The sequence below is a fragment of the Arthrobacter sp. efr-133-TYG-120 genome, from assembly GCF_030209785.1.
Lineage (GTDB): Bacteria > Actinomycetota > Actinomycetes > Actinomycetales > Micrococcaceae > Arthrobacter.
The window spans coordinates 38,791-60,803 of record NZ_JARVRI010000029.1; the positions used below are offsets into that span (position 1 = coordinate 38,791).

Sequence of the window (22,013 nt, forward strand, 5' to 3'; positions counted from 1 at the left end):
TGGCGACGCGCAATCTGGCTGATGACACCCAAATGCCCTGACGCGGCTGGAAATCCAGCCGCGTCAGGGCATTTGCGCGTCGCAGGTGCAGCAGGAATTACAGCACGCGGCTGAGGAATTCCTTGGTGCGGGCGTGCTGGGGGTTGGCGATGATTTCGCGGGGGTCACCGGATTCCACCACCACACCTCCGTCCATGAAGGTCAGGCGGTCGCCGACTTCGCGGGCAAAGCCGATCTCGTGGGTCACCACGATCATGGTCATGCCGGACTTGGCCAGGTCCTTCATTACGTTGAGCACATCGCCCACGAGCTCGGGGTCAAGGGCGGACGTCGGCTCGTCGAAGAGCATCAATTCCGGTTCCATGGCCAGGGCCCGGGCGATCGCGACGCGTTGTTGCTGGCCGCCGGAAAGCTGAGCAGGGTAGTGGTTGGCTCGATCAGCCAGGCCGACCCGGTCCAACAATTCGAGGGCGGCCTTCTTGGCATCACTCTTGGATTTGCCCTTGACCTGCACGGGTGCTTCCATCACGTTGTACAACGCGGTCTTGTGGGGGAACAGGTTGAAGCGCTGGAAGACCATGCCGATTTCCCGGCGTTGCGCGGCGATTTCCTTGACCTTCAGGTCGTGGAGGCGGCCGTTGACTTCGCGGTAGCCGATCAGCTGGTCGCCAACGGAAATGCGGCCGGCGCTGATGGTTTCGAGGAGGTTCACGCAGCGGAGCATCGTGGACTTGCCCGAACCGGACGGGCCGATGACAACGGACACTTCGCCCTGGTTGACCGTCAGGTCGATGCCGCGGAGCACATGGTGTTGGCCGTAGTACTTGTGGAGGCCTTCGATCCGCACCAGCGGTTTCTGGGTGGTGATCGTCATTTTGCGTCCTCCTCGGGGAAGTCCATCTTTAAGGACGGCTCAGCTTCGGCGCTCGGTGCCACTGCGGCAGCGGCCTTGGCGGCTGCCGGGTTGATGACGGCCGGGGCCAAGTTGGTGTCCACGCCCTTGCCGTAGTAGGCCTCGATGTAGTGCTGGCCGACCATGAGGAGGCTGGTGATGACCAAGTACCAGATGGCTGCCACGATCAGCAGCGGCACCGGAAGGTAGATCCGGTTGGCCAGGGCGTTGGTCGCGAAGGTCAGGTCCAGGGTGAACGGGACGGCCAGGACCAGGGAGGTGGTCTTGAGCATGCCGATGGTTTCGTTGCCGGTGGGCGGGACGATGATGCGCATTGCCTGGGGCAGGATGATCCGCCACATGATCTTGCCGTTGCCCATGCCCAGGGCTTCGGCGGCTTCGGTCTGTCCCTTGTCCACTGACTTCAGGCCGGCCCGGAAGATCTCCGCCAGATAGGCGGATTCGTTCAGGCCTAGCCCCAGGATCGCCGCAACAAGAGCCGTAATGACGGTGCTCGTGTCCACGCTGAACAGTTCGGGGCCAAACGGCACCCCTGCGCTGATCTTGGGGTAGAGGACGGCGATCAGGCCCCAGAAGACCAACTGGGTGTAGACCGGGGTGCCGCGGAAGAACCAGACCCAGACCCAGCTCGTGTAGCGCAGGACGGGGTTGTCGGACTGGCGCATCACGGCCAGCAGGATGGCCAGGACAATGGCAATGACCATCGAAGCTACGGTCAGGAGAAGCGTCCAGCCAACACCCTGGACGACCTTCACGTCCAGGATGTAGGTGCCCACAACGTCCCAACGGAAGTTGTGGTTCGTGATCACGCTCTGCACCATAAGTGCTAGTACGCCAACGATGACGATGGCGCTGATCCAGCGGCCAGGGTGCCTGACGGGCACCGCGTCGTTCAGCACGGGCGCGGCGTGGCCTGGTTGATGATGATCCATCTGTGCACCTGATTTGTTATCGGTGGCGGGAATACTCAAGACTTGACCGCCGGGTTGACCTCGGACTTGGTGATGGCGCCTTCGGCGTTGCCCCAGCCAGTGAGGATCTTCTTGTAGGAACCGTCAGACATGAGCTTGGTCAGGGTCTTCTGGATGACATCGGCGAGGGCGGTGTCCGACTTGGCAACAGCGATGCCCTGGGGAGCGGCGTCGTACACATCGCCGAGCTTCTCAAGCTGTCCGTTGGTCTGCGTCAGGGCGTAACCGATGATGGGGGAGTCGGCTGCCATCGCGTCGATGCTGCCGTTGACGAGCCGGGTGGTGACGTCGGTCTGGTTCTTGAGCGTCACGATGTTGATGGGCTGCTTGCCGTCAGCCGCGCACTTCTTGTTGCGGCCGGAGAGGTCCGGGTCTTCCTGGACCGTGCCGGTCTGCACGCCGATGGACTTGCCGCAGACGTCATCCAGGGAGAACTTCTTCGGGTTGCCCTTCTGCACGGCCCACGCGGTGCCGGCGTTGAAGTAGCTGACCATATTAACGGCGCCGAGACGCTCAGGGTTGATGGTGAAGGACGAGATGCCCAGATCGTACTTGGGGCCGAGGGCGGGGAGGATGCCCGTGAATTCGGCGGTCTGCACCTGGACCTTCAAACCAAGGGTGGCGCCGATCGCCTTGGCGATGTCGACGTCGTAACCAACCGGGGTCTGGCCGTCGGTTCCGAGGAATTCCGCAGGAGCGTAGGTCGTGTCCGAGCCGACGGTCAGCGTGCCCTTGGACTTGATGGCCGCGGGGACCAGCGCAGCGAGGGTGTCGTCCTTGGTGATGGTGCTGGGGTCAAAGCTTGCATTGGCACTGCCGGAAGGCGAGGCGGCGCTCGACGGGCCGGCCTCTGAGGCGTTGGTGCAGGCAGTCAGTGCCAAGGCGCCGATTGCGATGATGGTTGCAGCCTTGAGCGTCGAACTGACCGGGAGCGAACGGAATTTCTGCATTTTCTTACCTTTTTTTGCAGTGGATGCGAAACTAATCGGTTCATAGTGTAGCGCCGAACATGAGATGTGCGTCACAGAAAACTAAGTTTTACTATTGGATAACCTACCAAGTAAAAAATCAAGACCCCCAACGTGGCTATTGTCTCGCACCCCAGACAGTTGGGAGGGTAGGTTTCGAACGGAATCCTCGGGTTTGAGGCTTAGTTGCTGATCCCCAGCGACTCGAGCATCGGCCGGAATTTTGCCCAGGTCTCGGCAAGTTCGGCGTCGGGAACGGAGCCTTCCACGATCCCGCAGCCCGCATAGAGGCGCACGGTGGTAGGACTCTCGATGATCGCGCCGCGCAGTGCGATGCCCCACTCGCCGTTCCCCGCGGCGTCGAGCCATCCGACCGGTCCGGCGTACGGTCCGCGATCCATGTGCTCAAGCTCCCGGATCAGTTCCCCGGCAACCAGAGTAGGTGTGCCACACACGGCAGCCGTGGGGTGGAGGGCGTTGATCAGCGCAAGGCACGTAGGGACATGTCCCTCGATATCGGCGAGCTCGGCCTTCACATCCGATGCCAAGTGCCACACATTGGGCAGTTCCAGGATGAACGGTTCGCTGTGGGCGTTCATTGCCTCGGAGAAGGGCGCGAGCTGGGTGGTCAGCGACTGGATGGCGATCTCGTGCTCGTGCCGCTGTTTCTCCGAACCGGCCAGCACGCGTTCGGCGTATTCCATAGGGGTGCCGTCTACGCCCTCGGCGTCGCGACGGTCCAGCGTCCCGGCCAGGACCCGCGCCTGCGCTGTGCGGCCCTCCACCTGGATGAGCATTTCCGGCGTCGCGCCCACCAAGCCGTCGACGCCGTAGGTCCAGCATTCGCGGTAACGGCTGGCCAGCTGCTGGAGCACTTTGGCGGCGTTGACGCCGTCGGGCAGCGTCGCCACGACGTCGCGCGCGAGGACCAGCTTCTCCAGCTTTCCGGTGCGGATTTCCGCCACGCCCTCGGCGACAGCCTGCTTCCAGGCGGCCTCGCTCAGTGAACCGCTCTCCAGCGTCACCTTCCCGTCGCCCAACTGGCTCGCACTTGTTGTCGTTTTGAGCCCTCTAAACGACAACAACTGCGAGCTAGTTGGGTGCCCGACGCCGGAGCCTCCTGCCGCCGTAAGCTCACCGGCCGCTGACTCGCGTTGCGCTGACTCGCCGCTGAGCCAACCCGCGAGGGTGGCGAGCGCTCCCGCCTCGGTGAGTTCGACGTCGTCGAGCGTCAGCTGCGTGAGCCAGGACTGCCCATCCCGGATACCGACAACGATTTCAGGAAGGATCAAGCGGGACTCAAAGTCGGACGTCTTGGAGAAGGCAAAGGAGCCAAAGGCCACTGGGCCGGTGCCGGGGAGCTCAAGGGGATCCGTGACGTCGGCCTCGATGACGAGGTGGCGCCACCAGATGTCGGCCTCGAGGAAGCGATCGGGCCCGGAAGCGGTGAAGCGCGCGAGTTCGCCAAACCCCACCAGCCCGTTCTCTCGGCGGGACCAGCACAGGACATCGTCCCGGACCAGAAATGACGGCAGTCCCCCGGAGGATGAATCTACATCGAGGGGGACTGTCAAGGTGCGGAGCGTACTCGTCATGATGGAACAACATTACTCCCGCGCGCAACGGTAGCCGCGCTGGCCGGAACGGAACCTGGAACGGGAACCCGGCGCGCGAACCGGGCCTGGATCGGAGTGCCCGAAAGTTCTTCCCATATTTGTCTGAGACAATTGCAGGGTGAACCGAGCATCCTTGGAAAAGCGTCCGGACGAAGTTGCGACGATGTTTGACGATGTCGCCCCCAAATACGATGTCGTCAACGATGTCCTGTCCATGGGGCAGACCCGGCGTTGGCGCCGCGTCGTCGTGGATGCGATGGATGTTCGGGTAGGCCAAAAGGTCCTGGATCTGGCTGCCGGTACCGGTACGTCCAGCGAACCGTACGCGGACGCCGGAGTGGACGTCGTGGCCTGCGACTTCTCGTTGGGAATGCTGAAGGTGGGCAAGCGCCGCCGTCCGGACATCAACTTCGTTGCCGGGGACGCCACCAAGCTGCCCTTCGCGGACAACTCCTTCGACGCGTGCACCATTTCCTTCGGCCTGCGCAACGTCAACGAACCACACAAGGCCCTCGCTGAGATGTTCCGAGTCACCAAGCCGGGCGGCCGCCTGGTCATCGCGGAATTCTCCGCCCCGGTCGTGCCCCTTTGGCGGACCATGTACACCGAATACCTCATGCGCGCACTGCCTGCCATCGCCACCAAGGTCTCCTCCAACCCGGACGCCTACGTGTACCTCGCCGAGTCCATCCGCGCCTGGCCGGATCAGGACCACCTGGCCGCGTGGTTGCAGGAAGCCGGCTGGACCGACGTCAACTACCGCAACCTGAGCGGCGGCATCGTAGCGGTGCACCGCGCCCAGAAGCCCGGAGCCGAACACCGGGAAAGCGTTCCCGTGGCCAAGCTGCGCCGCCAGATCAAGCCGCGCCGCCAAGCCGGCGATCAGTCCCGCTAACCGGCCTATTAACAAGGACGCTGTGAACGTACTGATAGTCGGCGCAGGGCCAGCCGGGTCCACCGCCGCGTACTACCTTGCCCGGGCGGGCATTTCCGTGACCGTGCTGGAAAAGACCAGCTTCCCGCGTGAGAAAGTCTGCGGCGACGGCCTCACTCCGCGCGCCGTACGCGAAATCCAGAAGCTCGGCCTCCCGCATGCCGAGGACGAGGGGTGGCGCCGCAACAAGGGGCTCAGGCTCATCGCCGGCGGCCGCACCATTGAATTGCCGTGGCCCGAGGTCGCCGACTTTCCCACCTACGGACTCATCCGCACGCGCCTCGGATTCGACGAGGAACTGGCCCAGCACGCCCAGTCGGCCGGCGCCGTCGTCCTTGAACGCCACAGCGTCACCGAAGCACTGCGCGACGACGCCGGGCGGGTGATCGGCGCGCGCGCCGCGCTGCTCGACGAGTCCGGACGCAAGACGGGCGAAACGCGCGACTTCCATGCCGACGTCGTGCTCGCCGCCGACGGCAACTCGACCCGCACCGCGGTTTCGCTCGGTATGCACAAGCGCGACGACCGTCCGCTCGGCGTCGCCGTGCGCACCTACTTCACCTCGCCCCGACACGACGACGACTGGATGGAAGGCTGGCTTGAGCTTCCGGGCAAGTCCGGAAAGCCGCTGCCCGGTTACGGCTGGGTTTTCGGCGTCGGGGACGGCACGTCCAACGTCGGCCTGGGCATCCTGAACTCCTCCAAGGAATTCGGCAAGCTCGACTACAAGCAGGTCCTGCGCGAATGGACCGCCGGCATGCCGTCCGAGTGGGGTTTCACGCCCGAAAACCAAGTGGGGGAGATCCGCGGCGCCGCGCTGCCGATGGGCTTCAACCGCACGCCGCACTACTCGCCGGGGCTCATGCTCCTGGGCGACGCCGGCGGGATGGTTTCCCCGTTCAACGGCGAGGGTATTTCCTACGCCATGGAGTCCGCCCGCTTTGCGGCCGAGTTTCTTGTTGATGCGTCCGTCCGCTCGCGTTCAGCCCGGTGGACAGCCAACGACGCCGACGCGCACCTTTCGCGGTACGCGGACTACGTGCGGGACCAGTGGGGTTCACACTTCACCCTGGGCCGTGTCTTTGCCGCCCTCATTGGTAAGCCCGCCGTCATGAAACTCGCACTACGGACCGGCATGCCCATTCCGGTTCTCATGCGCTTTGTGGTGCGGATGCTCGCCAACCTCACGGATACGTCCGCCAAGGGTTTCGAGGACCGCGCCATCCGCGTCCTCGAGATGCTTGTCCCGGCCACCTCCAACACCACGTCCACCGCCGCTTCCACCCGTACCGGCACCGAATCAACGCTTTCCTCCGCGAAAAGTTAGGGTTAACCCGTGACTCACTCTGCCGAACACAGCTGGACGCACGCCGGGCACGGCCTGCCGGACGCTGTCGAACCCGCTCCCACCACCACCGCGATCGCCACCGGCCTGCAGCTTCCTGCCGGTTTTGCGGCTATCGCCAAGGACGTGGAGCTGGGTCCTGCCATCACCACCAACCTTGCCCGCGTGGAAAAGAAGCTCCGCGAAGCAATCGCCAACTCGGATCCCCTGGCTGACGCAACGTCGCGTCACCTGGTGGAAGCCGGCGGCAAACGCATCCGCCCGCTGCTGACCCTCTTGTGTGCCCACCTCGGTGACGCCTCCCGTCCGGAAGTGGTCCAGGCCGCCGTCGTGGTTGAACTGACCCACCTCGCCACCCTCTATCACGACGACGTGATGGACTCCGCGCCCTACCGCCGCGGTGCCCCCACGGCGCACGAAGTCTGGGGCAACTCGGTAGCCATCCTCACGGGTGACCTGATCTTTGCCCGCGCCTCGATCCTGGTGTCAGAGCTCGGTTCGCGTGCCCTGGGAATCCAGGCCCGCACCTTCGAACGCTTGTGCCTCGGGCAACTGCACGAAACCGTGGGCCCGCGCGAAGGCGAGGACGCGGTGGAGCACTACCTCTCCGTCATCGCCGACAAGACCGGTTCCCTGGTTGCCGCCTCGGGCCAGCTGGGTGCCATCTTTGCCGGCGCCGACGAAGCCTTCGAAGACGTGCTCGTGGAGTACGGCGAGAAGGTCGGCGTGGCCTTCCAACTAGCCGATGACGTCATCGACGTGACCGGCGTCAAGGTCAAGTCCGGCAAGTCTCCGGGCACAGACCTCCGGGAAGGCGTTCCCACGCTGCCCGTCCTCCTGCTCCGCAAGGCCGCCGACAACGGTGATCACTCCGCCGTCGAACTCTTGAAGCTGGTTGACGGCGACCTGTCCTCCGATGAAGCCCTGGCCCTGGCCGTCGCGGGGCTCCGCGAGCATCCTGTCACCGCGGAATCCTGGGTGATCGCGCGCCAATGGTCCGCTGAAGCCATCGAAGCCTTGAAGCCGTTGCCCGAAGGCGTGGTCAAGGAGTCGCTGACCAACTTCGCACACGCTGTGGTGGAGCGCGCCAGCTGAGTCTTGGCGGCGTGGGCAGCCCTGCAGAGGGTGCCGTCGTTCTCGCCCCTTTTCCTTCGTCGCAGACCCAACTGACTCGCAGTTGTTGTCGTTTTGAGCCGTTATAACGACAACAACTGCGAGCTAGTTGGGTGGGGCGCGCGGGGGCTGGGCTTAAATGCAATGGCCCCGGTTCCTTGCAACGCTACGAGTCACGCACTGCAACGAACCGGGACCATAATCTCCGTTCGCATCAGATCCACCGGAGGCATTTAGTGAATCCGGTTACAGCATATGACAACTTTGTCACGGGTGCAACTTTCCCGGTCAAAGGGTTTTTCGGAGTTTTCGGGGAAATTCTGCGCGCCGTCCTGACCTTCTTTGAATTCAAAATGGCCCCGACACGCCTGAGAAGGGGTGTGTCCGGCAGTTTATGGACCCAAAGAAGGTCAGGAAGGGCCAGCAAAGTTGTCCACATAGGGGAACCCGGAGCTACTGTCGCCTGAGCGATGCTGCTGGAGTGGCCACATGGATATAGTGCAATTCCTCCAGAGGCGGGGCGGTGCGGCCCGGACTGCGCAACTGCTTAGAGCGGGCTTTCCCAAGTCGGCGTTGGCCCAAGGGCTCCGCAACGGAACGCTCAACTTGTTGCGCCGTGGGATCTACACGATTGAGGGCGCCGATCCAGGCATCGTTGCTGCGCTAGCGGCGAATGGCGTCTTGACCTGCGTTTCGGCTGTTCGTTTCTACAATTTGTGGCAGCTGCAGGAGCCAGGAGGCGTCCAAGGACTGGGGAGTTCCCGGAAACCCGAGGCCATCCATCTCAGCTGCGGTAGCGGCCTAGTCCGGGACGGTGTGGTGGACCATGCCCGATGTAGCCATCCGGGGCATCCGTACCTTCCTGTGGCCGGCCTAGCTGATGTCCTTATCCACGCCCTGAGATGCCGACCCGAACTGGAATCCTTGGTAATTGTCCAGTCCGCAGTTAGCCGCGGGTTGATCACCGCAGACTTCCTTAAGACGAAACTGCAAGGCAACCGCAACGGAGCAGCGAGGGCTGCGCTGGATCTTGTGCTGCCCAGGGCTGATTCCTTGCTGGAAGTGCTCGCACACACGCACTTTGTCCGGGCGGGTCTCCGGGTCCGGATGCATGTGGAACTGGCGGGGGTGGGGGAGGTGGACTGCTTGATCAACGAGTGCCTTGTAGTGGAACTCGACGGCCATACGCATCTGGAGCCGCGGCAGGTCAAGAAGGACCGGTACCGGGACAACGCCAGTGTGAAGGGTGGGCTCTTGTCGTTGCACTACTTCTACCAGGACGTGGTCCACCGTCCTGAAGAGATGGTCAACGAGGTCTTGACCGTGTTGCGGCACCGGGAAGTCGGCCGCTTCGCCCCCGCAAGATACGCGCCCGGGTGGGTGCCGCCGTCGTAATCCAGCAGCAGACTCCACCAAAGCGCGGACCGTCCTGACCTTCTTTGGCACGAAAAAAGCCGCGACACACCCTGATCCAGGTGTGTCACGGCTCCTCGAAATTCAAAGAGGGTCAGGAAGGCGCGGCGCCCACTAAAGCCCCCCCAAAAACCCTAGTCTTCGTCGCTGAAGGCCCAGTCGAACATGTCGAACACGAACTCGGAGAACGTGCCTTCTTCGGATTTCCACTGGCCGCGGGCGTTGTTGCGGCGCCACACGATGGGATCGGGGACGCCGAGGTCGCCTACGCGGAAGCCCCAGGTGAACTGCTCTTCCTCGTCCTCCAGGAACATGAGGAAACCTTCGTCGTCCACTTCGAGCTCTTCGGGGTCCCAGAAGTAGTGGTACGCCTCCATGAGATCCTCGCAGCCACCGATCGCGAGGTAGAACTCCCGCAGGACCATGGGAATGGTGAACGAGTGGGCGGACAGGGCCTCGTCCAGCTCAGCGGCGGACAGCCCGTCTTCTTCCTGCCATTCGTCCTCGAGATACTTCGGTACAAGCGCGCGGAACTTCTCGAGGAACATGTCAGTCATGCTCCCATCCTAGCTAATCGCGGCCACGTGAATCGGCGCCCGAGGACACCCCGGCGCGGTGCCATCCCCGGACCGCGAGGGGCACCCGCCAACCGCGCCGCCAAGCCACCACCCGGAAGGCGAAAACCCAGGCGGCAATGACCCCGGCTGTAACCCCGGTGAAAGCTCCGATGTTCCAGAACAGCGCGGTCAGGGCTGCCCCCGTGAAGGCCGGCAGGGCGTAAAGATCCCGGGCATTGAAGAGGGTGGGAATTTCGTTGGCCGTAATGTCGCGGAGCAAGCCGCCACCCACAGCCGTGGTGACTCCCAACAAGATTGCAGCCACCGGATTCATCCCAGAGGCCAGTGCCTTGAGCGTCCCCGTGATGCAGAACAAGGCCAGCCCGCCGGCGTCGAACAGTGTCAAGAGGGACGTGAAGCGCTGGATGCTCGAAAACAGGAAGTACACCAGCCCCGCGGCCAACAAGGGTGGCAGCAGGTACACCGGGTTGGTGAACGCCGCGGGCGGGCCGGCATTGATGACGATGTCTCGGATGACGCCGCCGCCCAGGCCGACCAGCGAAGCCAAGAGGAGCGAGCCGATGATGTCGAACTGCTTCTTGGCCGCGAGCAAGGATCCGGACACGGCGAAAAAGAAGACGCCGGCCAGATCCAGCCATACCAGCGCAAGGTCAAAAGTGAACAAATGCAGCTCCATTCTTCGTTCACAGACGGGCGATCATGCTCGCCCAACGTTACGCTTGCACGCATGAACAGCCCCGTCTTGATCGCGTGCGCCCATGGAACCCGGAACGTCGAAGGGCAGGCCGCTATCCGCCAGGTCATGGCCGAGATTGAGGCCTTGCGCCCCGGCCTGACCGTCGTCGAGGCCTACGTAGACGTCCAGGAGCCCGAGTTGGGCGGCGTGGTGGCCGGGCTCCCGGAAGGCACGCCCGCCGTCGTCGTTCCCTTGCTGCTCAGCACCGGCTACCACGTCAAGGTGGACATCCCCAAGGCGATCAAGTCCCGCCCCGAGGTGACCGCCGCGCCGCCGCTGGGGCCGGACCCGCGGCTCGCGGAGCTGCTCGCTGCACGGTTGCGCGCCGCCGGCCTCGGCGAGGGCGACGGCGTCCTGCTCGCCGCCGCGGGCTCGTCGCTGCCGGACGGTTCCGTCGATTCGGAAGAGCAGGCGCGCCAGCTCGCCGAGTTGCTGCCGAACAAGGTGCGCGTCGCCTATGGCGCGAGTGCCGAGCCGAACGTGCCCGACGGCGTCGCGGCCCTGCGCGCCGAACTCACCGGCGCGGAATTTACCGGCGCGGAAGTCACCGACGACGGCGGCCGGGTGGTGGTCTCCTCGTATCTGCTGGCCACGGGCTACTTCCACGACCAGCTGTCCAAGGCCGGCGCCGACGTCGTGACGGCACCGCTGCTGCCCTCTCCGGTGCTCGCGGAGATCGCCTTGGAACGCTACGACGCGGCGGTTGCCGCTCGCTCCTGAGCGGGCATGTCGAATGCACAGCGCGGCCAGCTGAACAAGGCCCGACGGCGGTTCGTGACGAAATGTTTCCCTAGGTGACTTTCCGTTTCCCGGACCTTTGTTACGCCTCTCTGGCCAGCCCTACAGTCGATGCATGACTGATACAGCTCTAGCCGGAGCGTCTGCGGACGAGGCTGCACCCAAGCGCCCGGCCCGCACCGCCCGTCCTGCCGCTAAACCCCATGGCCAGTGGAAGGTTGACGGCACTGCGCCGCTCAACGCCAACGAAACCTGGAAGCAGGAAGACAACGGGCTCAACGTCCGCGAGCGTATCGAGTCTGTCTACTCCAAGCACGGCTTCGACTCGATCGACGGCACGGACCTCCACGGCCGTTTCCGCTGGTGGGGCCTCTACACCCAGCGCAAGCCCGGGATCGACGGCGGCAAGACCGCCACGCTTGAGCCGCACGAGCTCGAGGACAAGTACTTCATGCTCCGCGTGAGGATCGACGGCGGTGCGCTCACCACCGAGCAACTACGCGTCATCGGCCAGATCTCCGTGGACTTCGCCCGCGGCAGCGCCGACCTGACGGACCGCCAGAACATCCAGCTGCACTGGATCCGGGTGGAGGACGTGCCCGAAATCTGGCGCCGCCTCGAATCAGTCGGCCTGTCCACCACCGAGGCCTGCGGCGACGTGCCGCGTGTCATCCTGGGCTCCCCGGTTGCCGGCATCGCCAAGGACGAGATCATCGACCCTACGCCGCTGATCCACGAACTCGCGGAGCGCTTCATCGGCGACCCCGAGCTCGCCAACCTGCCGCGCAAATACAAGACCGCCATTACCGGCCACCCCTCGCAGGACGTGGTCCACGAGATCAACGACTTCGGCCTGGTCGGCATGGTCCACCCCGAACTCGGCGTCGGCTATGACCTCTGGGTAGGCGGCGCGCTGTCCACCAACCCGATGCTCGCCAAGCGCCTCGGCGCGTTCGTGAAGCCTGAGCAAGCCGCCGAAGTGTGGCTCGGCGTCACCAGTATCTTCCGCGACTACGGTTACCGCCGGATGCGCACCAAGGCACGCCTGAAGTTCCTCATGGCCGACTGGGGTCCCGAAAAGTTCCGCCAGATCCTTGAGGACGAATACCTCGGCTTCAAGCTTTCCGACGGCCCCGCAGCGCCCAAGCCCTCGACCCCGGGCGACCACGTCGGCATCCACGAGCAGAAGGACGGCAAGTTCTTCATCGGAGCCACACCATTGGCCGGTCGTCTCTCCGGAAGCCAACTCGTGAAGCTCGCGGACACCCTCGAAGCCCGCGGCTCCTTCCGCCTGCGCACCACGCCGCACCAGAAGATCGTTGTGCTGGACGTCGCCAAGGAGCAGGTGGAACCGCTCGTCGCCGAACTGGACACCCTAGGCCTCTCCGCCCGCCCGTCCGTGTTCCGCCGCGGCACCATCGCCTGCACCGGCATCGAATTCTGCAAGCTCGCCATCGTGGAAACCAAGGTCACGGCAGCCACCGCCGTCGCCGAGCTGGAACGCCGCCTGGCCGACCTCGCGGACAGCGGCCAGTTGCCCCAGGCATTGTCCCTGCACATCAACGGCTGCCCCAACTCCTGCGCCCGCATCCAGACCGCGGACATCGGGCTCAAGGGCATGATGCTGCCAACGCCCGACGGCGACCCCACCCCGGGCTTCCAGGTTCACCTGGGCGGCGGGCTGGCTTCGTCCAACCGCGAAGAAGCAGGCCTCGGACGCACCGTGCGCGGCCTCAAGGTTTACGTCGAGGACCTGCCCGATTACGTAGAGCGGGTAGTCCGGAAGTTCGTGGCCGACCGCGCCGAAGGCCAGACCTTCGCCGAATGGGCGCACTCCGCAGATGAAGGAGATCTCCAGTGACCAATCCCCAGCCACTCCCCAACCTCGCAAGCTCGGCCGGGGACCCCGGTGGCCGTGGGCCCTGCCAGCGTTCCCACGACGAACTCAAGGCCCTGGCCGAATCCGGTGCCGCCGAGCTCGGTTGGAATGCGCCCGCCCGCGACGTCATCGCCTGGGTTGCCCGCAACTTCGAACTGCCCGCCGTCGCCGTGGCCTGCTCCATGGCGGACGCCGTGCTGCCGGCCCTCGTCGCGGACCAGTTTCCCGGCGTCGACGTCCTGTTCCTGGAGACCGGTTACCACTTCCCGGAAACCCATGCCACGCGGGACGAAGTCGCCGCGAACCTGCGCGTGAACATCGTGGACGTGCTCCCCGAGAACACCGTGGAGCAGCAGGACCGCCTCCTCGGCAAGGACCTGTTTGCCCGCGACGCCGCCCAGTGCTGCGCGCTCCGCAAGGTCCAGCCGCTGCGCCGGACCCTCGCCGGCTACGAAGTCTGGTTCACCGGAGTCCGCCGCGACGAGGCCCCCACCCGGACCAACACCCCGCTGATCAGCTGGGACGAGGCCAACGGATTGGTCAAGGTCAACCCGATGGCGGACTGGAGCTTTGACCAGTTGGTCCAGTACTCCGAAGACAACATCCTTCCCGTCAACCCCCTCCTGAGCCAGGGATACCCGTCCATCGGATGCCAGCCCTGCACCCGCAAAGTGGCCCCGGGAGCGGACCCCCGCTCCGGCCGCTGGGCAGGAACCGACAAGACAGAATGCGGACTACACGTATGAGCATCTACACAACCAACGAGGACACGGAGCTGTCAGTGCTGGAAAAGGACCTTGTGGAGACGCCGACTGCCGCCCAGGCTCTGCGGTCGGCCCGCCTCTCGTCTTTGGACACCCTCGAGTCCGAGGCCATCCATATCATCCGCGAGGTTGTTGCCGAGTTCGAGAAGCCTGCGCTGCTGTTCTCCGGCGGCAAGGATTCCGTGGTCATGCTGCACCTGGCCACCAAGGCGTTCTGGCCTGGCAAGGTTCCGTTCCCCGTGCTGCACGTGGACACCGGCCATAACTTCCCCGAGGTCATCGACTTCCGCGACCGCACGGTGGAGCGCCTGGGCCTGAAGCTCGTGGTGGGTTCCGTGCAGGAGTTCATCGACCGTGGCGAACTTGCCGAGCGTGCCGATGGTACCCGCAACCCGCTGCAGACCGTGCCGCTCCTGGACGCCATCCAGCGCAACAAGTTCGACGCCGTTTTCGGCGGCGGACGTCGCGACGAGGACAAGGCCCGTGCCAAGGAGCGCATCCTGAGCCTGCGCGACGAGTTCGGCCAGTGGGACCCCCGTAACCAGCGCCCCGAACTGTGGAACCTGTACAACGGCCGCCACACCGTGGGCCAGCACGTCCGGGCGTTTCCCATCAGCAACTGGACCGAGCTGGACGTGTGGCGCTACATCGAGCGCGAAGGCATTGAGCTGCCCGGCCTGTACTACGCCCACGAGCGCGAGGTCTACGAACGCGACGGCATGTGGCGCGCAGTCGGCGAGGTTTCCATGCCGCTTCCGCACGAGGAAGTCGTCACCAAGCTAGTCCGCTACCGCACTGTGGGCGACATGTCCTGCACCGGCGCGGTCGTTTCCGACGCCCGCACGGTTGCCGACGTCGTCGTTGAAGTTGCCGCATCCACACTCACCGAACGTGGCGCCACCCGCGCAGATGACCGCATCTCCGAGGCAGCCATGGAAGACCGCAAGAAGGACGGCTACTTCTAATGAGCACCGAAACCGCACTCCTGGAGACCGGCCTGCGCGAATCCACGCTGTTCCGCTTCGCCACCGCTGGATCCGTCGACGACGGCAAGTCCACCCTGGTGGGCCGCCTCCTTCACGATTCCAAGGCGATCCTCGCGGACCAGCTCGACGCCGTCGCCCGCACCTCGGCGGACCGTGGCTTCGGCGGAGCCGGCGCCACCGGCAGCCAGGCCATTGACCTTGCCCTCCTGACCGACGGCCTTCGCGCCGAACGGGAACAGGGCATCACCATCGATGTCGCCTACCGCTACTTCGCCACCGACCGCCGCAGCTTCATCCTCGCGGACTGCCCCGGCCACGTTCAGTACACCAAGAACACGGTGACGGGCGCATCCACTGCGGATGCCGTCGTCGTACTCATTGACGCCCGCAAGGGAGTCCTGGAGCAGACCCGCCGCCACTTGTCGGTGCTGCAGTTGCTGCGCGTGGCGCACGTAATCGTCGCCGTGAACAAGATCGACCTCGTGGACTTCAGCGAGTCGGTCTTCCGCGAGATCGAGACGGACGTGCAGAAGGTTGCCCGCGAGCTTGGCTTGGGCAGCGATGGGATTGCCGACGTCGCGGTCATCCCGGTATCGGCGCTCGACGGCGACAACGTCGTGGACCGCTCGGACCGCACCCCCTGGTACAGCGGCCCGGCCCTGCTCGAAGTCCTGGAAACCCTTCCGGCCGCCGATGAGCTCGAAAGCCACCTGGAGAGCTTCCGCTTCCCGGTCCAGCTGGTCATCCGCCCGCAGGGCGCGCTGGCTCCCGACGCCGTCGCCGCAGGGCTCGACGTCGAGGCGTACCGCGACTACCGCGCCTACGCCGGCCAGATCACGGAGGGGACCGTGAAGCTTGGCGACAAGGTCACTGTCCTGAGCCCGGGCCACGAGCCCAGGATCACCACCGTGACCGGGATCGACTTCGCCGGCAGCGAGCTCGCCGAGGCCACTGCTCCGCAGTCCGTGGCGATCCGCCTGGCCGATGAAATCGACATCGCCCGCGGTGACACCATTGCCGCAGCAGGGACGGTGCGCGAGAGCTCGGCCGACCTGTACGCCGCGCTGTGCTGGCTTTCGCCGAAGCCGTTGCGCGAAGGTGCCAAGGTGCTCGTGAAGCACGGGACCCGCACCGTCCAGGCGTTGGTCCGCAATGTGACGGGCAAGCTGGACCTGGCCACGTTCAACGTCGAGGCTGCTTCCAGCCTTGAGCTGAACGACATCGGTAACGCCCAGCTTCGACTGGCCGCGCCGTTGCCCTTGGAGAACTACCTGCACCACCGCCGCACGGGCGCGTTCCTGGTGATCGATCCCGTGGACGGCAACACGCTCGCGGCCGGCTTGGTGAAGGACCACCCGGGCGACCATGAGGACGAACGTTACGTCATCTGACGTTCTCGATGACCGGAACCGCAGCTTGTTTCCCAAACCCGGCCTTCAAGGCTTGGGGTGGGAAACAAGCTGCGGTTTTTTGCATTGGGGCGAGCCGAATTGTGACGCCGCATGAACGTGCGTGACCCCGGGTTTCCGGGTCGTTGAACGGCAAATATGACAGTCCCTATGGTGAATCCATGACCTCATCGGATTGGTCCTTGCCCGCCCGTTCGGGGCGATGTCGCAGGGCCTGATACACGCTCTGCCCCTTCCGCAACGCATCCCAAGGATTTCCCCATGTCAAACACCCCAGAACCCACGCCGCCCGGCTCGAACCCGGGAACCACGCGCATCGTCGCCGGCGAAACCAGCAAGCCCAAGCGCCGCCGCACGCTCGAGATCGGCATCGCCGTCGGGCTCGTCCTGCTGATCGGTGCCGGCGCCGCCGTCGCATCGGTTGTCGCGAAGAACAACGAAACCCAGGCCGCGGCTGCAACGACGCCCGCCGCGGAACTCAAGCTGGGCTACTTCGGCAACGTCACCCACGCCCCCGCACTCGTCGGCGTGAGCAAGGGCATCATCGCCGGCAAGCTGGGCAGCACCAAGCTCACCACCCAGATCTTCAACGCAGGGCCCGCCGCGGTTGAGGCCCTGAACGCCGGCGCGATCGACGCCGCCTACCTTGGCCCGAACCCGGCCATCAACTCCTTCGTCCAGAGCAAGGGCGCGTCCATCAGCATCATCGCGGGCGCAGCCTCCGGCGGCGCGCAGCTGGTAGTCAAGCCAGGCATCAACACTGCCGCGGACCTCAAGGGCAAGACCCTGGCCTCCCCGCAGCTCGGCGGCACCCAGGACGTGGCACTGCGCGCCTGGCTGGGCAAGCAGGGCCTGAAGACCAACCCGAACGGCGGCGGCGACGTCGCCATCAACCCGACGGACAACGCCCAGACCCTCAAGCTCTTCCAAGACGGAAAGCTCGACGGCGCGTGGTTGCCTGAGCCGTGGGCCTCGCGTCTGGTGCTCCAGGCCGGCGGCAAGGTCCTGGTGGACGAGAAGGATCTGTGGGACAAGGGTGCGTTCCCCACCACGATCCTGATCGTGAGCAAGAAGTTCGCTGCCGAACACCCGCAGACCGTGACCGCATTGCTCCAGGGCCACGAAGCCTCCGTCAACTGGCTCAACAGCGCTTCGGCGGCCGACAAGGCCACCGCGATCAACGCCGCGCTGAAGGCGACCGCGGGCAGCACGCTGCCGGCCGACGTCATCGACCGCTCCCTGAAGAACATCACCTTCACCGTGGACCCGCTCGCCGGGACCTACAAGAAGCTGCTTCAGGACGGCGTCGACGCCGGCATCACCAAACCGGCCGACATCAACGGCATCTTCGACCTCCGCGCCCTCAACAGCGTGACCGGGCAGAAGACCTCGGCCGCAGGACTGGGCCAAGACTGAACCGACCGGCCCAACTAGCTCGCATTAGTTGTCGTTTTGACGGCTCATAACGACAACAACTGCGAGCTAGTTGGGAAACAACAAGCAACGAACGAAGGACGGGACCATGCCAGTCGTACTGGAACACCTGGGTAAACGCTTCGGCGACGGCGCCCCGGTGCTGGACGACGTCAACGCCACCATCCAGCAAGGCGAGTTCGTCGCCCTGCTCGGTGCGTCCGGCTGCGGCAAATCCACCCTGCTGAACATCCTCGCGGGGCTGGACGAGCCGACGTCGGGCGCTTTGGAGGTGCCCAGCGACGGCGCCGCCTTCATGTTCCAGGATTCAGCGCTGTTCCCGTGGCTCACTGCTCGTGGCAACATCGAACTCGCGCTGAAGCTCGCCGACAAGTCCGGCAGCCAGAGCAAGGCGTCGCGTGCTGCCCGTGCGGGCGAGCTGTTGGACCTCGTCCATTTGGGTGGCGCGGGGGACAAACGCCCGCACGAACTCTCCGGCGGCATGCGGCAACGCGTCGCACTCGCCCGCGCCTTGGCCCAGGACCGGCAGTTGTTGCTCATGGACGAACCGTTCGCTGCCCTCGACGCCATCACGCGCGACCTTCTGCACGATGAGCTTGAGCGGATCTGGAAGGAAACGGGCCGCACCATCGTGTTCGTGACGCACAACGTGCGCGAAGCCGTCAGGCTCGGCCAGCGGGTCCTGCTGCTGTCCTCCCGTCCGGGGCGGGTCGTGGCCGAGTGGAACGTCACCGAGGAACACCGGACCGACGCCGGCCGTGCCGGGGAACTGACTGGAACCATTACCCGCCGCCTGCGCGAGGAGATCCGCCGCCATGCCAATTGAACAAGAGACCCGGCTTGCCGAAGGAGACACCGCCGAGCAAGCTCCACAGTCCCGCCACATCACCTCGCCGTCCCTGAAGGGAAACCCGGACGAACTCCGTGACCTCGAGGCCGGCCTGGACAAGCTGCAGTCGGATGCCCACCGCAAGGCGCACATCGACTGGACCCGGATCATCCTCCCGATTGCGGCACTTCTGGTCCTCATCCTGGCGTGGCAGTTCTATGTCTCCCTCGGTTTCAAGCGCCGCGACCAGGTTCCCGGACCGCTCGACGTCCTGAGCCAGTTCGGTTCCCTCTGGGCCGAAGGCAAAGCCCAGGAAGCCGTCTGGACCTCCCTTCAGCGCGGCGTGATCGGCTTCCTCATCAGCGTCGCCGTCGCCACCCCGGTGGGCCTGCTCCTCGCACAGGTGCAGCCGCTGCGCCGCGCCTTCGGACCCCTCATTTCAGGGCTCCAGGTCCTCCCGTCGGTGGCGTGGGTTCCAGCGGCAATCATTTGGTTCGGGCTCTCGGACGGCACCGTGTACTTCGTCGTCCTGATGGGTGCCATCCCGTCCATCATCAACGGGCTGATTTCCGGCGTGGACCAGATCCCGCCGCAATACCGGAGCGTCGGCAAGGTCCTTGGAGCCTCCCGACTACAGATGGCCCTGCAGATCGTCCTGCCGGCGGCCCTTCCGGGCTACCTCGGCGGCCTCAAGCAGGGCTGGGCTTTCTCCTGGCGCTCCCTCATGGCCGCCGAAATCATCGCGGTGGGCGGCACCATCGGCTTCGGACTCGGTTCGCTCCTGGACCAGGGCCGCACCTTGTCCGATATGGCCACGGTCATGTCCGCGATCCTGGCGATCCTCTTTGTGGGCATCCTGATCGAACTTGTCGTGTTCGCCCCGATTGAGCGCCGCCTCCTGCTGCGCCGCGGCCTGCTCGCGGGCAGCACGCGCTAACTGGCGGCCTGCTCGCGGGGAACACGCGCTAAGGAATTCCCCGGCTTGTCCCGTGGTTGACGCGGGCATGAAACGAATCGGTTTTCTTTCCTTCGGCCATTGGGGTCCAGTCCAAGGCTCGCGCACTCCTTCGGCCGGCGACGCCTTGCTCCAAGGAATCGACCTAGCGGTTGCGGCGGAGGAACTCGGCATCAACGGCGCCTTCTTCCGGGTGCACCACTTTGCGCGCCAGCAGGCCTCGCCGTTCCCCTTGTTGGCGGCCATCGCGGCCCGGACCAGCATGATCGAGATGGGCACGGGCGTGATCGACATGCGCTACGAAAACCCGCTGTACATGGCAGAAGAAGCCGCGGCCACGGACCTCATCAGCCAAGGCAGGCTCCAATTGGGCATCAGCCGTGGTTCGCCCGAGCCGGCCCTGCACGGCGCCCGGTACTTTGGCTATGCGCCTGCCGAGGGTGAGGACGACTCCGCGATGGCCCGCCGCCACACCGCCGTATTCCGGCACGCGATCGCGGGCCACGGAGTGGCCGAAGCCGATCCCTCCTTCATGGGCGGCGGACGCGGGCTCCTGCCGATCCAGCCGACGTCGTCCGGGCTGCCGCGACGCATCTGGTGGGGCGCCGGCACCCGCAAAACCGCCGTGTGGGCCGCGGAACAAGGCATGAACCTCATGAGTTCCACGTTGCTCACCGAGGACACCGGGGTTCCCTTCGACCAGCTTCAGGCCGAACAGATCAGCATGTTCCGGGAGGCCTGGTCCGCAGCCGGACACGGTTTTGAGCCGCGGGTCTCAGTCAGCCGCAGCATCATTCCCGTGGTGGACGCCGAGGACGAACACTATTTCGGGCTCCGCGCCCAGGTGGAAAACCGGGACCAAGTGGGCATGCTCGACGGTGCGTTGTCGCGGTTCGGCAAAAGCTACGTCGGCGCTCCCGACGCCTTGGCCGAGGATCTGGCGCAGGACGCCGCAGTCCAGGCTGCTGACACGGTGCTGGTCACGGTACCCAACCAGCTCGGGGTGGAATACAACGCCAAGCTGCTGGGCAACATCGCCAAATACGTCGCTCCCGCTATCGGCTGGGAGGCACCCACCCCGCAGGCGTAATGTGACGCCGGGTTACCTAGCGTGAACTGGTGTTTCCGGACCTTTGAAGCATGTTACGGCCCGGCCCTACAGTTTTTTCATGGCAATACAGGACATCTACCCCACAGCCCTGCGGCTGCTTGGCCGCCCGGTGCTGGTGGTGGGCGGCGGACCCGTGGCTGCCCGACGCGCCAAGGGGCTGCTCGATGCCGGCGCCCGGGTGACCGTGGTGGCCCCCGTTGCCTCTGACGCGCTCCGCGAACTCGCCGCCTCCGGCCTGCTCACCTGGGAGCCGCGCACTTACCTTTCCTCCGACGTCGACGGCGTCTGGTTCGTCCAGACGGCCACCGGCGTCGCCGCTGTGGACGCCCAGGTAGCCGCCGACGCCGAGGCGCAGCGCATCTGGTGCGTCAACGCCTCGGACCACGAATCGTCGGCAGCCTGGACGCCCGCCGTCGCCGTCGTCGACGACGTGAAGATCGCCATCAACGCCGGGGGAGACCCTCGCCGCGCCATGGCCCTGCGCGACGCAGTTGCCACCGCGCTGGAAACGGGAGACCTCCCGCTCCGCCGTCGTCGTGCGTCCACCGGAAGCGTCGCGCTCGTGGGTGGCGGTCCCGGTGACTCGGGACTTATCACTGTCCGCGGCCGTCGCCTGCTGGGCCAGGCCGACGTCGTCGTCGCGGACCGCCTCGGGCCGCGCGACTTGCTGCAGGAACTTGCTCCGGACGTCCGCGTGATCGAGGTCGGCAAGACCCCCGGCCACCACCCCGTGCCGCAACTGGAGATCAACCGGATCCTGGTGGAGGAAGCCCTTGCCGGCCACCGCGTGGTGCGGCTCAAAGGCGGCGACCCCTACGTCCTGGGCCGCGGCGGCGAGGAAGCCGAATTCTGCCGGCAGAACGGCGTCGAGGTTGAAGTTGTTCCCGGTGTGACCTCGGCGATCTCAGTGCCGGCCGCAGCGGGCATTCCCGTGACGCACCGTGGACTCGCAAAGGGTTTCAGCGTGGTGACCGGCCACGAGGAACTGTCCGAGGTCCCGGCCCGCCCCGACCACACCGTGATCCTGCTCATGGGTGTAGCCAAACTCCGCGAATCCGCCGCTGCCCTCGCGGCCTCCGGAATGCCTTTGGACACGCCGGTCGGTATCGTAGAGAACGGTTACATGCCCGAACAGCGCGTCACGATCGGCACGTTGGCGACGATCGCCGACCAAGCCGAAGCCACCGGCGTCGCAAATCCCGCCGTGATTGTGATCGGCGATGTGGTGCGTGTCAGCCCGTTTGCCCCCGAACATTTCAAGACCGCTGACTACAGCACCCTGACCCCCAACAAGCCCCGCGTCGTTACCCCTTAGCCCCGT

At 65.3% G+C, this 22,013-nt stretch carries 20 protein-coding genes; 14 read left to right on the plus strand and 6 right to left on the minus strand.

Annotated features, from left to right (window positions below):
- Positions 1-97: 97 nt before the first annotated feature.
- The 4 genes from QRN51_RS16630 to QRN51_RS16645 all read right to left on the minus strand — a co-directional run bounded on the left by QRN51_RS16630 (position 98) and on the right by QRN51_RS16645 (position 4,447).
- Positions 98-874, minus strand: a complete 777-nt coding sequence (locus tag QRN51_RS16630) for an amino acid ABC transporter ATP-binding protein (RefSeq protein WP_059387233.1) — start codon at positions 872-874, stop codon at positions 98-100.
- On the minus strand, positions 871-1,845 hold the full coding sequence (locus QRN51_RS16635) for an amino acid ABC transporter permease (protein ID WP_059387234.1): 975 nt from the start codon (positions 1,843-1,845) through the stop codon (positions 871-873). The genes QRN51_RS16630 and QRN51_RS16635 overlap by 4 nt, the downstream gene beginning before the upstream one ends.
- A 35-nt stretch (positions 1,846-1,880) precedes the next feature.
- Positions 1,881-2,834: an ABC transporter substrate-binding protein gene (locus QRN51_RS16640; RefSeq protein ID WP_059387235.1), complete on the minus strand. Its 954-nt coding sequence runs from the start codon at positions 2,832-2,834 to the stop codon at positions 1,881-1,883.
- A gap of 200 nt (positions 2,835-3,034) precedes the next feature.
- The gene (locus tag QRN51_RS16645; RefSeq protein WP_284990953.1) at positions 3,035-4,447 is read right to left on the minus strand and encodes an isochorismate synthase; all 1,413 of its coding nucleotides are present in this window, start codon (positions 4,445-4,447) and stop codon (positions 3,035-3,037) included.
- 139 nt (positions 4,448-4,586) lie between these two features.
- Between QRN51_RS16645 and QRN51_RS16650 the strand changes: the two genes are divergently transcribed.
- The 4 genes from QRN51_RS16650 to QRN51_RS16665 all read left to right on the plus strand — a co-directional run bounded on the left by QRN51_RS16650 (position 4,587) and on the right by QRN51_RS16665 (position 9,255).
- On the plus strand, positions 4,587-5,363 hold the full coding sequence (locus QRN51_RS16650; RefSeq protein ID WP_084784263.1) for a demethylmenaquinone methyltransferase: 777 nt from the start codon (positions 4,587-4,589) through the stop codon (positions 5,361-5,363).
- Positions 5,364-5,385: 22 nt separating this feature from the next.
- Positions 5,386-6,729 (plus strand): geranylgeranyl reductase family protein, encoded by a 1,344-nt coding sequence (locus QRN51_RS16655; RefSeq protein ID WP_284990954.1) that lies wholly within the window; start codon positions 5,386-5,388, stop codon positions 6,727-6,729.
- Positions 6,730-6,738: 9 nt separating this feature from the next.
- Entirely contained in the window at positions 6,739-7,842 is a 1,104-nt protein-coding gene (locus QRN51_RS16660) for a polyprenyl synthetase family protein (RefSeq protein WP_059387239.1), read from the plus strand.
- Between the two features lie 507 nt (positions 7,843-8,349).
- Complete coding sequence (locus QRN51_RS16665) at positions 8,350-9,255, plus strand: DUF559 domain-containing protein (protein ID WP_059387237.1); 906 nt, start codon at positions 8,350-8,352, stop codon at positions 9,253-9,255.
- Between the two features lie 152 nt (positions 9,256-9,407).
- Here the strand turns inward: QRN51_RS16665 and QRN51_RS16670 are convergent, their stop codons facing one another.
- Both QRN51_RS16670 and QRN51_RS16675 read right to left on the minus strand, forming a co-directional pair.
- Positions 9,408-9,830 carry a hypothetical protein gene (locus QRN51_RS16670; protein ID WP_284755357.1) on the minus strand — a complete coding sequence of 141 codons (423 nt, stop codon included), beginning with the start codon at positions 9,828-9,830 and terminating at the stop codon, positions 9,408-9,410.
- Positions 9,831-9,843: 13 nt separating this feature from the next.
- The gene (locus QRN51_RS16675; protein WP_284990955.1) at positions 9,844-10,515 is read right to left on the minus strand and encodes a trimeric intracellular cation channel family protein; all 672 of its coding nucleotides are present in this window, start codon (positions 10,513-10,515) and stop codon (positions 9,844-9,846) included.
- A 63-nt stretch (positions 10,516-10,578) separates the two neighbouring features.
- On the opposite strand from QRN51_RS16675, the gene QRN51_RS16680 reads away from it, so the two are divergent.
- From QRN51_RS16680 to cobA, 10 genes are all read left to right on the plus strand, one after another.
- Complete coding sequence (locus tag QRN51_RS16680) at positions 10,579-11,307, plus strand: sirohydrochlorin chelatase (RefSeq protein WP_284991070.1); 729 nt, start codon at positions 10,579-10,581, stop codon at positions 11,305-11,307.
- Positions 11,308-11,440: 133 nt separating this feature from the next.
- The gene (locus tag QRN51_RS16685) at positions 11,441-13,186 is read left to right on the plus strand and encodes a nitrite/sulfite reductase (RefSeq protein ID WP_284990956.1); all 1,746 of its coding nucleotides are present in this window, start codon (positions 11,441-11,443) and stop codon (positions 13,184-13,186) included.
- Positions 13,187-13,278: 92 nt separating this feature from the next.
- Positions 13,279-13,950, plus strand: a complete 672-nt coding sequence (locus QRN51_RS16690) for a phosphoadenylyl-sulfate reductase (RefSeq protein ID WP_370872172.1) — start codon at positions 13,279-13,281, stop codon at positions 13,948-13,950.
- Entirely contained in the window at positions 13,947-14,933 is a 987-nt protein-coding gene (cysD, locus tag QRN51_RS16695; protein ID WP_284990958.1) for a sulfate adenylyltransferase subunit CysD, read from the plus strand. Before QRN51_RS16690 ends, cysD begins: the two co-directional genes overlap by 4 nt.
- On the plus strand, positions 14,933-16,345 hold the full coding sequence (locus QRN51_RS16700; protein ID WP_284990959.1) for a sulfate adenylyltransferase subunit 1: 1,413 nt from the start codon (positions 14,933-14,935) through the stop codon (positions 16,343-16,345). Before cysD ends, QRN51_RS16700 begins: the two co-directional genes overlap by 1 nt.
- Positions 16,346-16,624: 279 nt before the next feature.
- A complete protein-coding gene (locus tag QRN51_RS16705; RefSeq protein ID WP_284990960.1) occupies positions 16,625-17,779 on the plus strand; it encodes an ABC transporter substrate-binding protein in 1,155 nt (384 codons plus the stop codon).
- Between the two features lie 106 nt (positions 17,780-17,885).
- Positions 17,886-18,623 (plus strand): ABC transporter ATP-binding protein, encoded by a 738-nt coding sequence (locus QRN51_RS16710; RefSeq protein ID WP_284990961.1) that lies wholly within the window; start codon positions 17,886-17,888, stop codon positions 18,621-18,623.
- The gene (locus QRN51_RS16715; RefSeq protein ID WP_284990962.1) at positions 18,613-19,563 is read left to right on the plus strand and encodes an ABC transporter permease; all 951 of its coding nucleotides are present in this window, start codon (positions 18,613-18,615) and stop codon (positions 19,561-19,563) included. Before QRN51_RS16710 ends, QRN51_RS16715 begins: the two co-directional genes overlap by 11 nt.
- Before the next feature lie 67 nt (positions 19,564-19,630).
- The gene (locus tag QRN51_RS16720; protein ID WP_284990963.1) at positions 19,631-20,671 is read left to right on the plus strand and encodes an LLM class flavin-dependent oxidoreductase; all 1,041 of its coding nucleotides are present in this window, start codon (positions 19,631-19,633) and stop codon (positions 20,669-20,671) included.
- A 79-nt stretch (positions 20,672-20,750) separates the two neighbouring features.
- On the plus strand, positions 20,751-22,007 hold the full coding sequence (cobA, locus tag QRN51_RS16725) for a uroporphyrinogen-III C-methyltransferase (protein ID WP_284990964.1): 1,257 nt from the start codon (positions 20,751-20,753) through the stop codon (positions 22,005-22,007).
- The last annotated feature ends 6 nt before the right edge of the window (positions 22,008-22,013 follow it).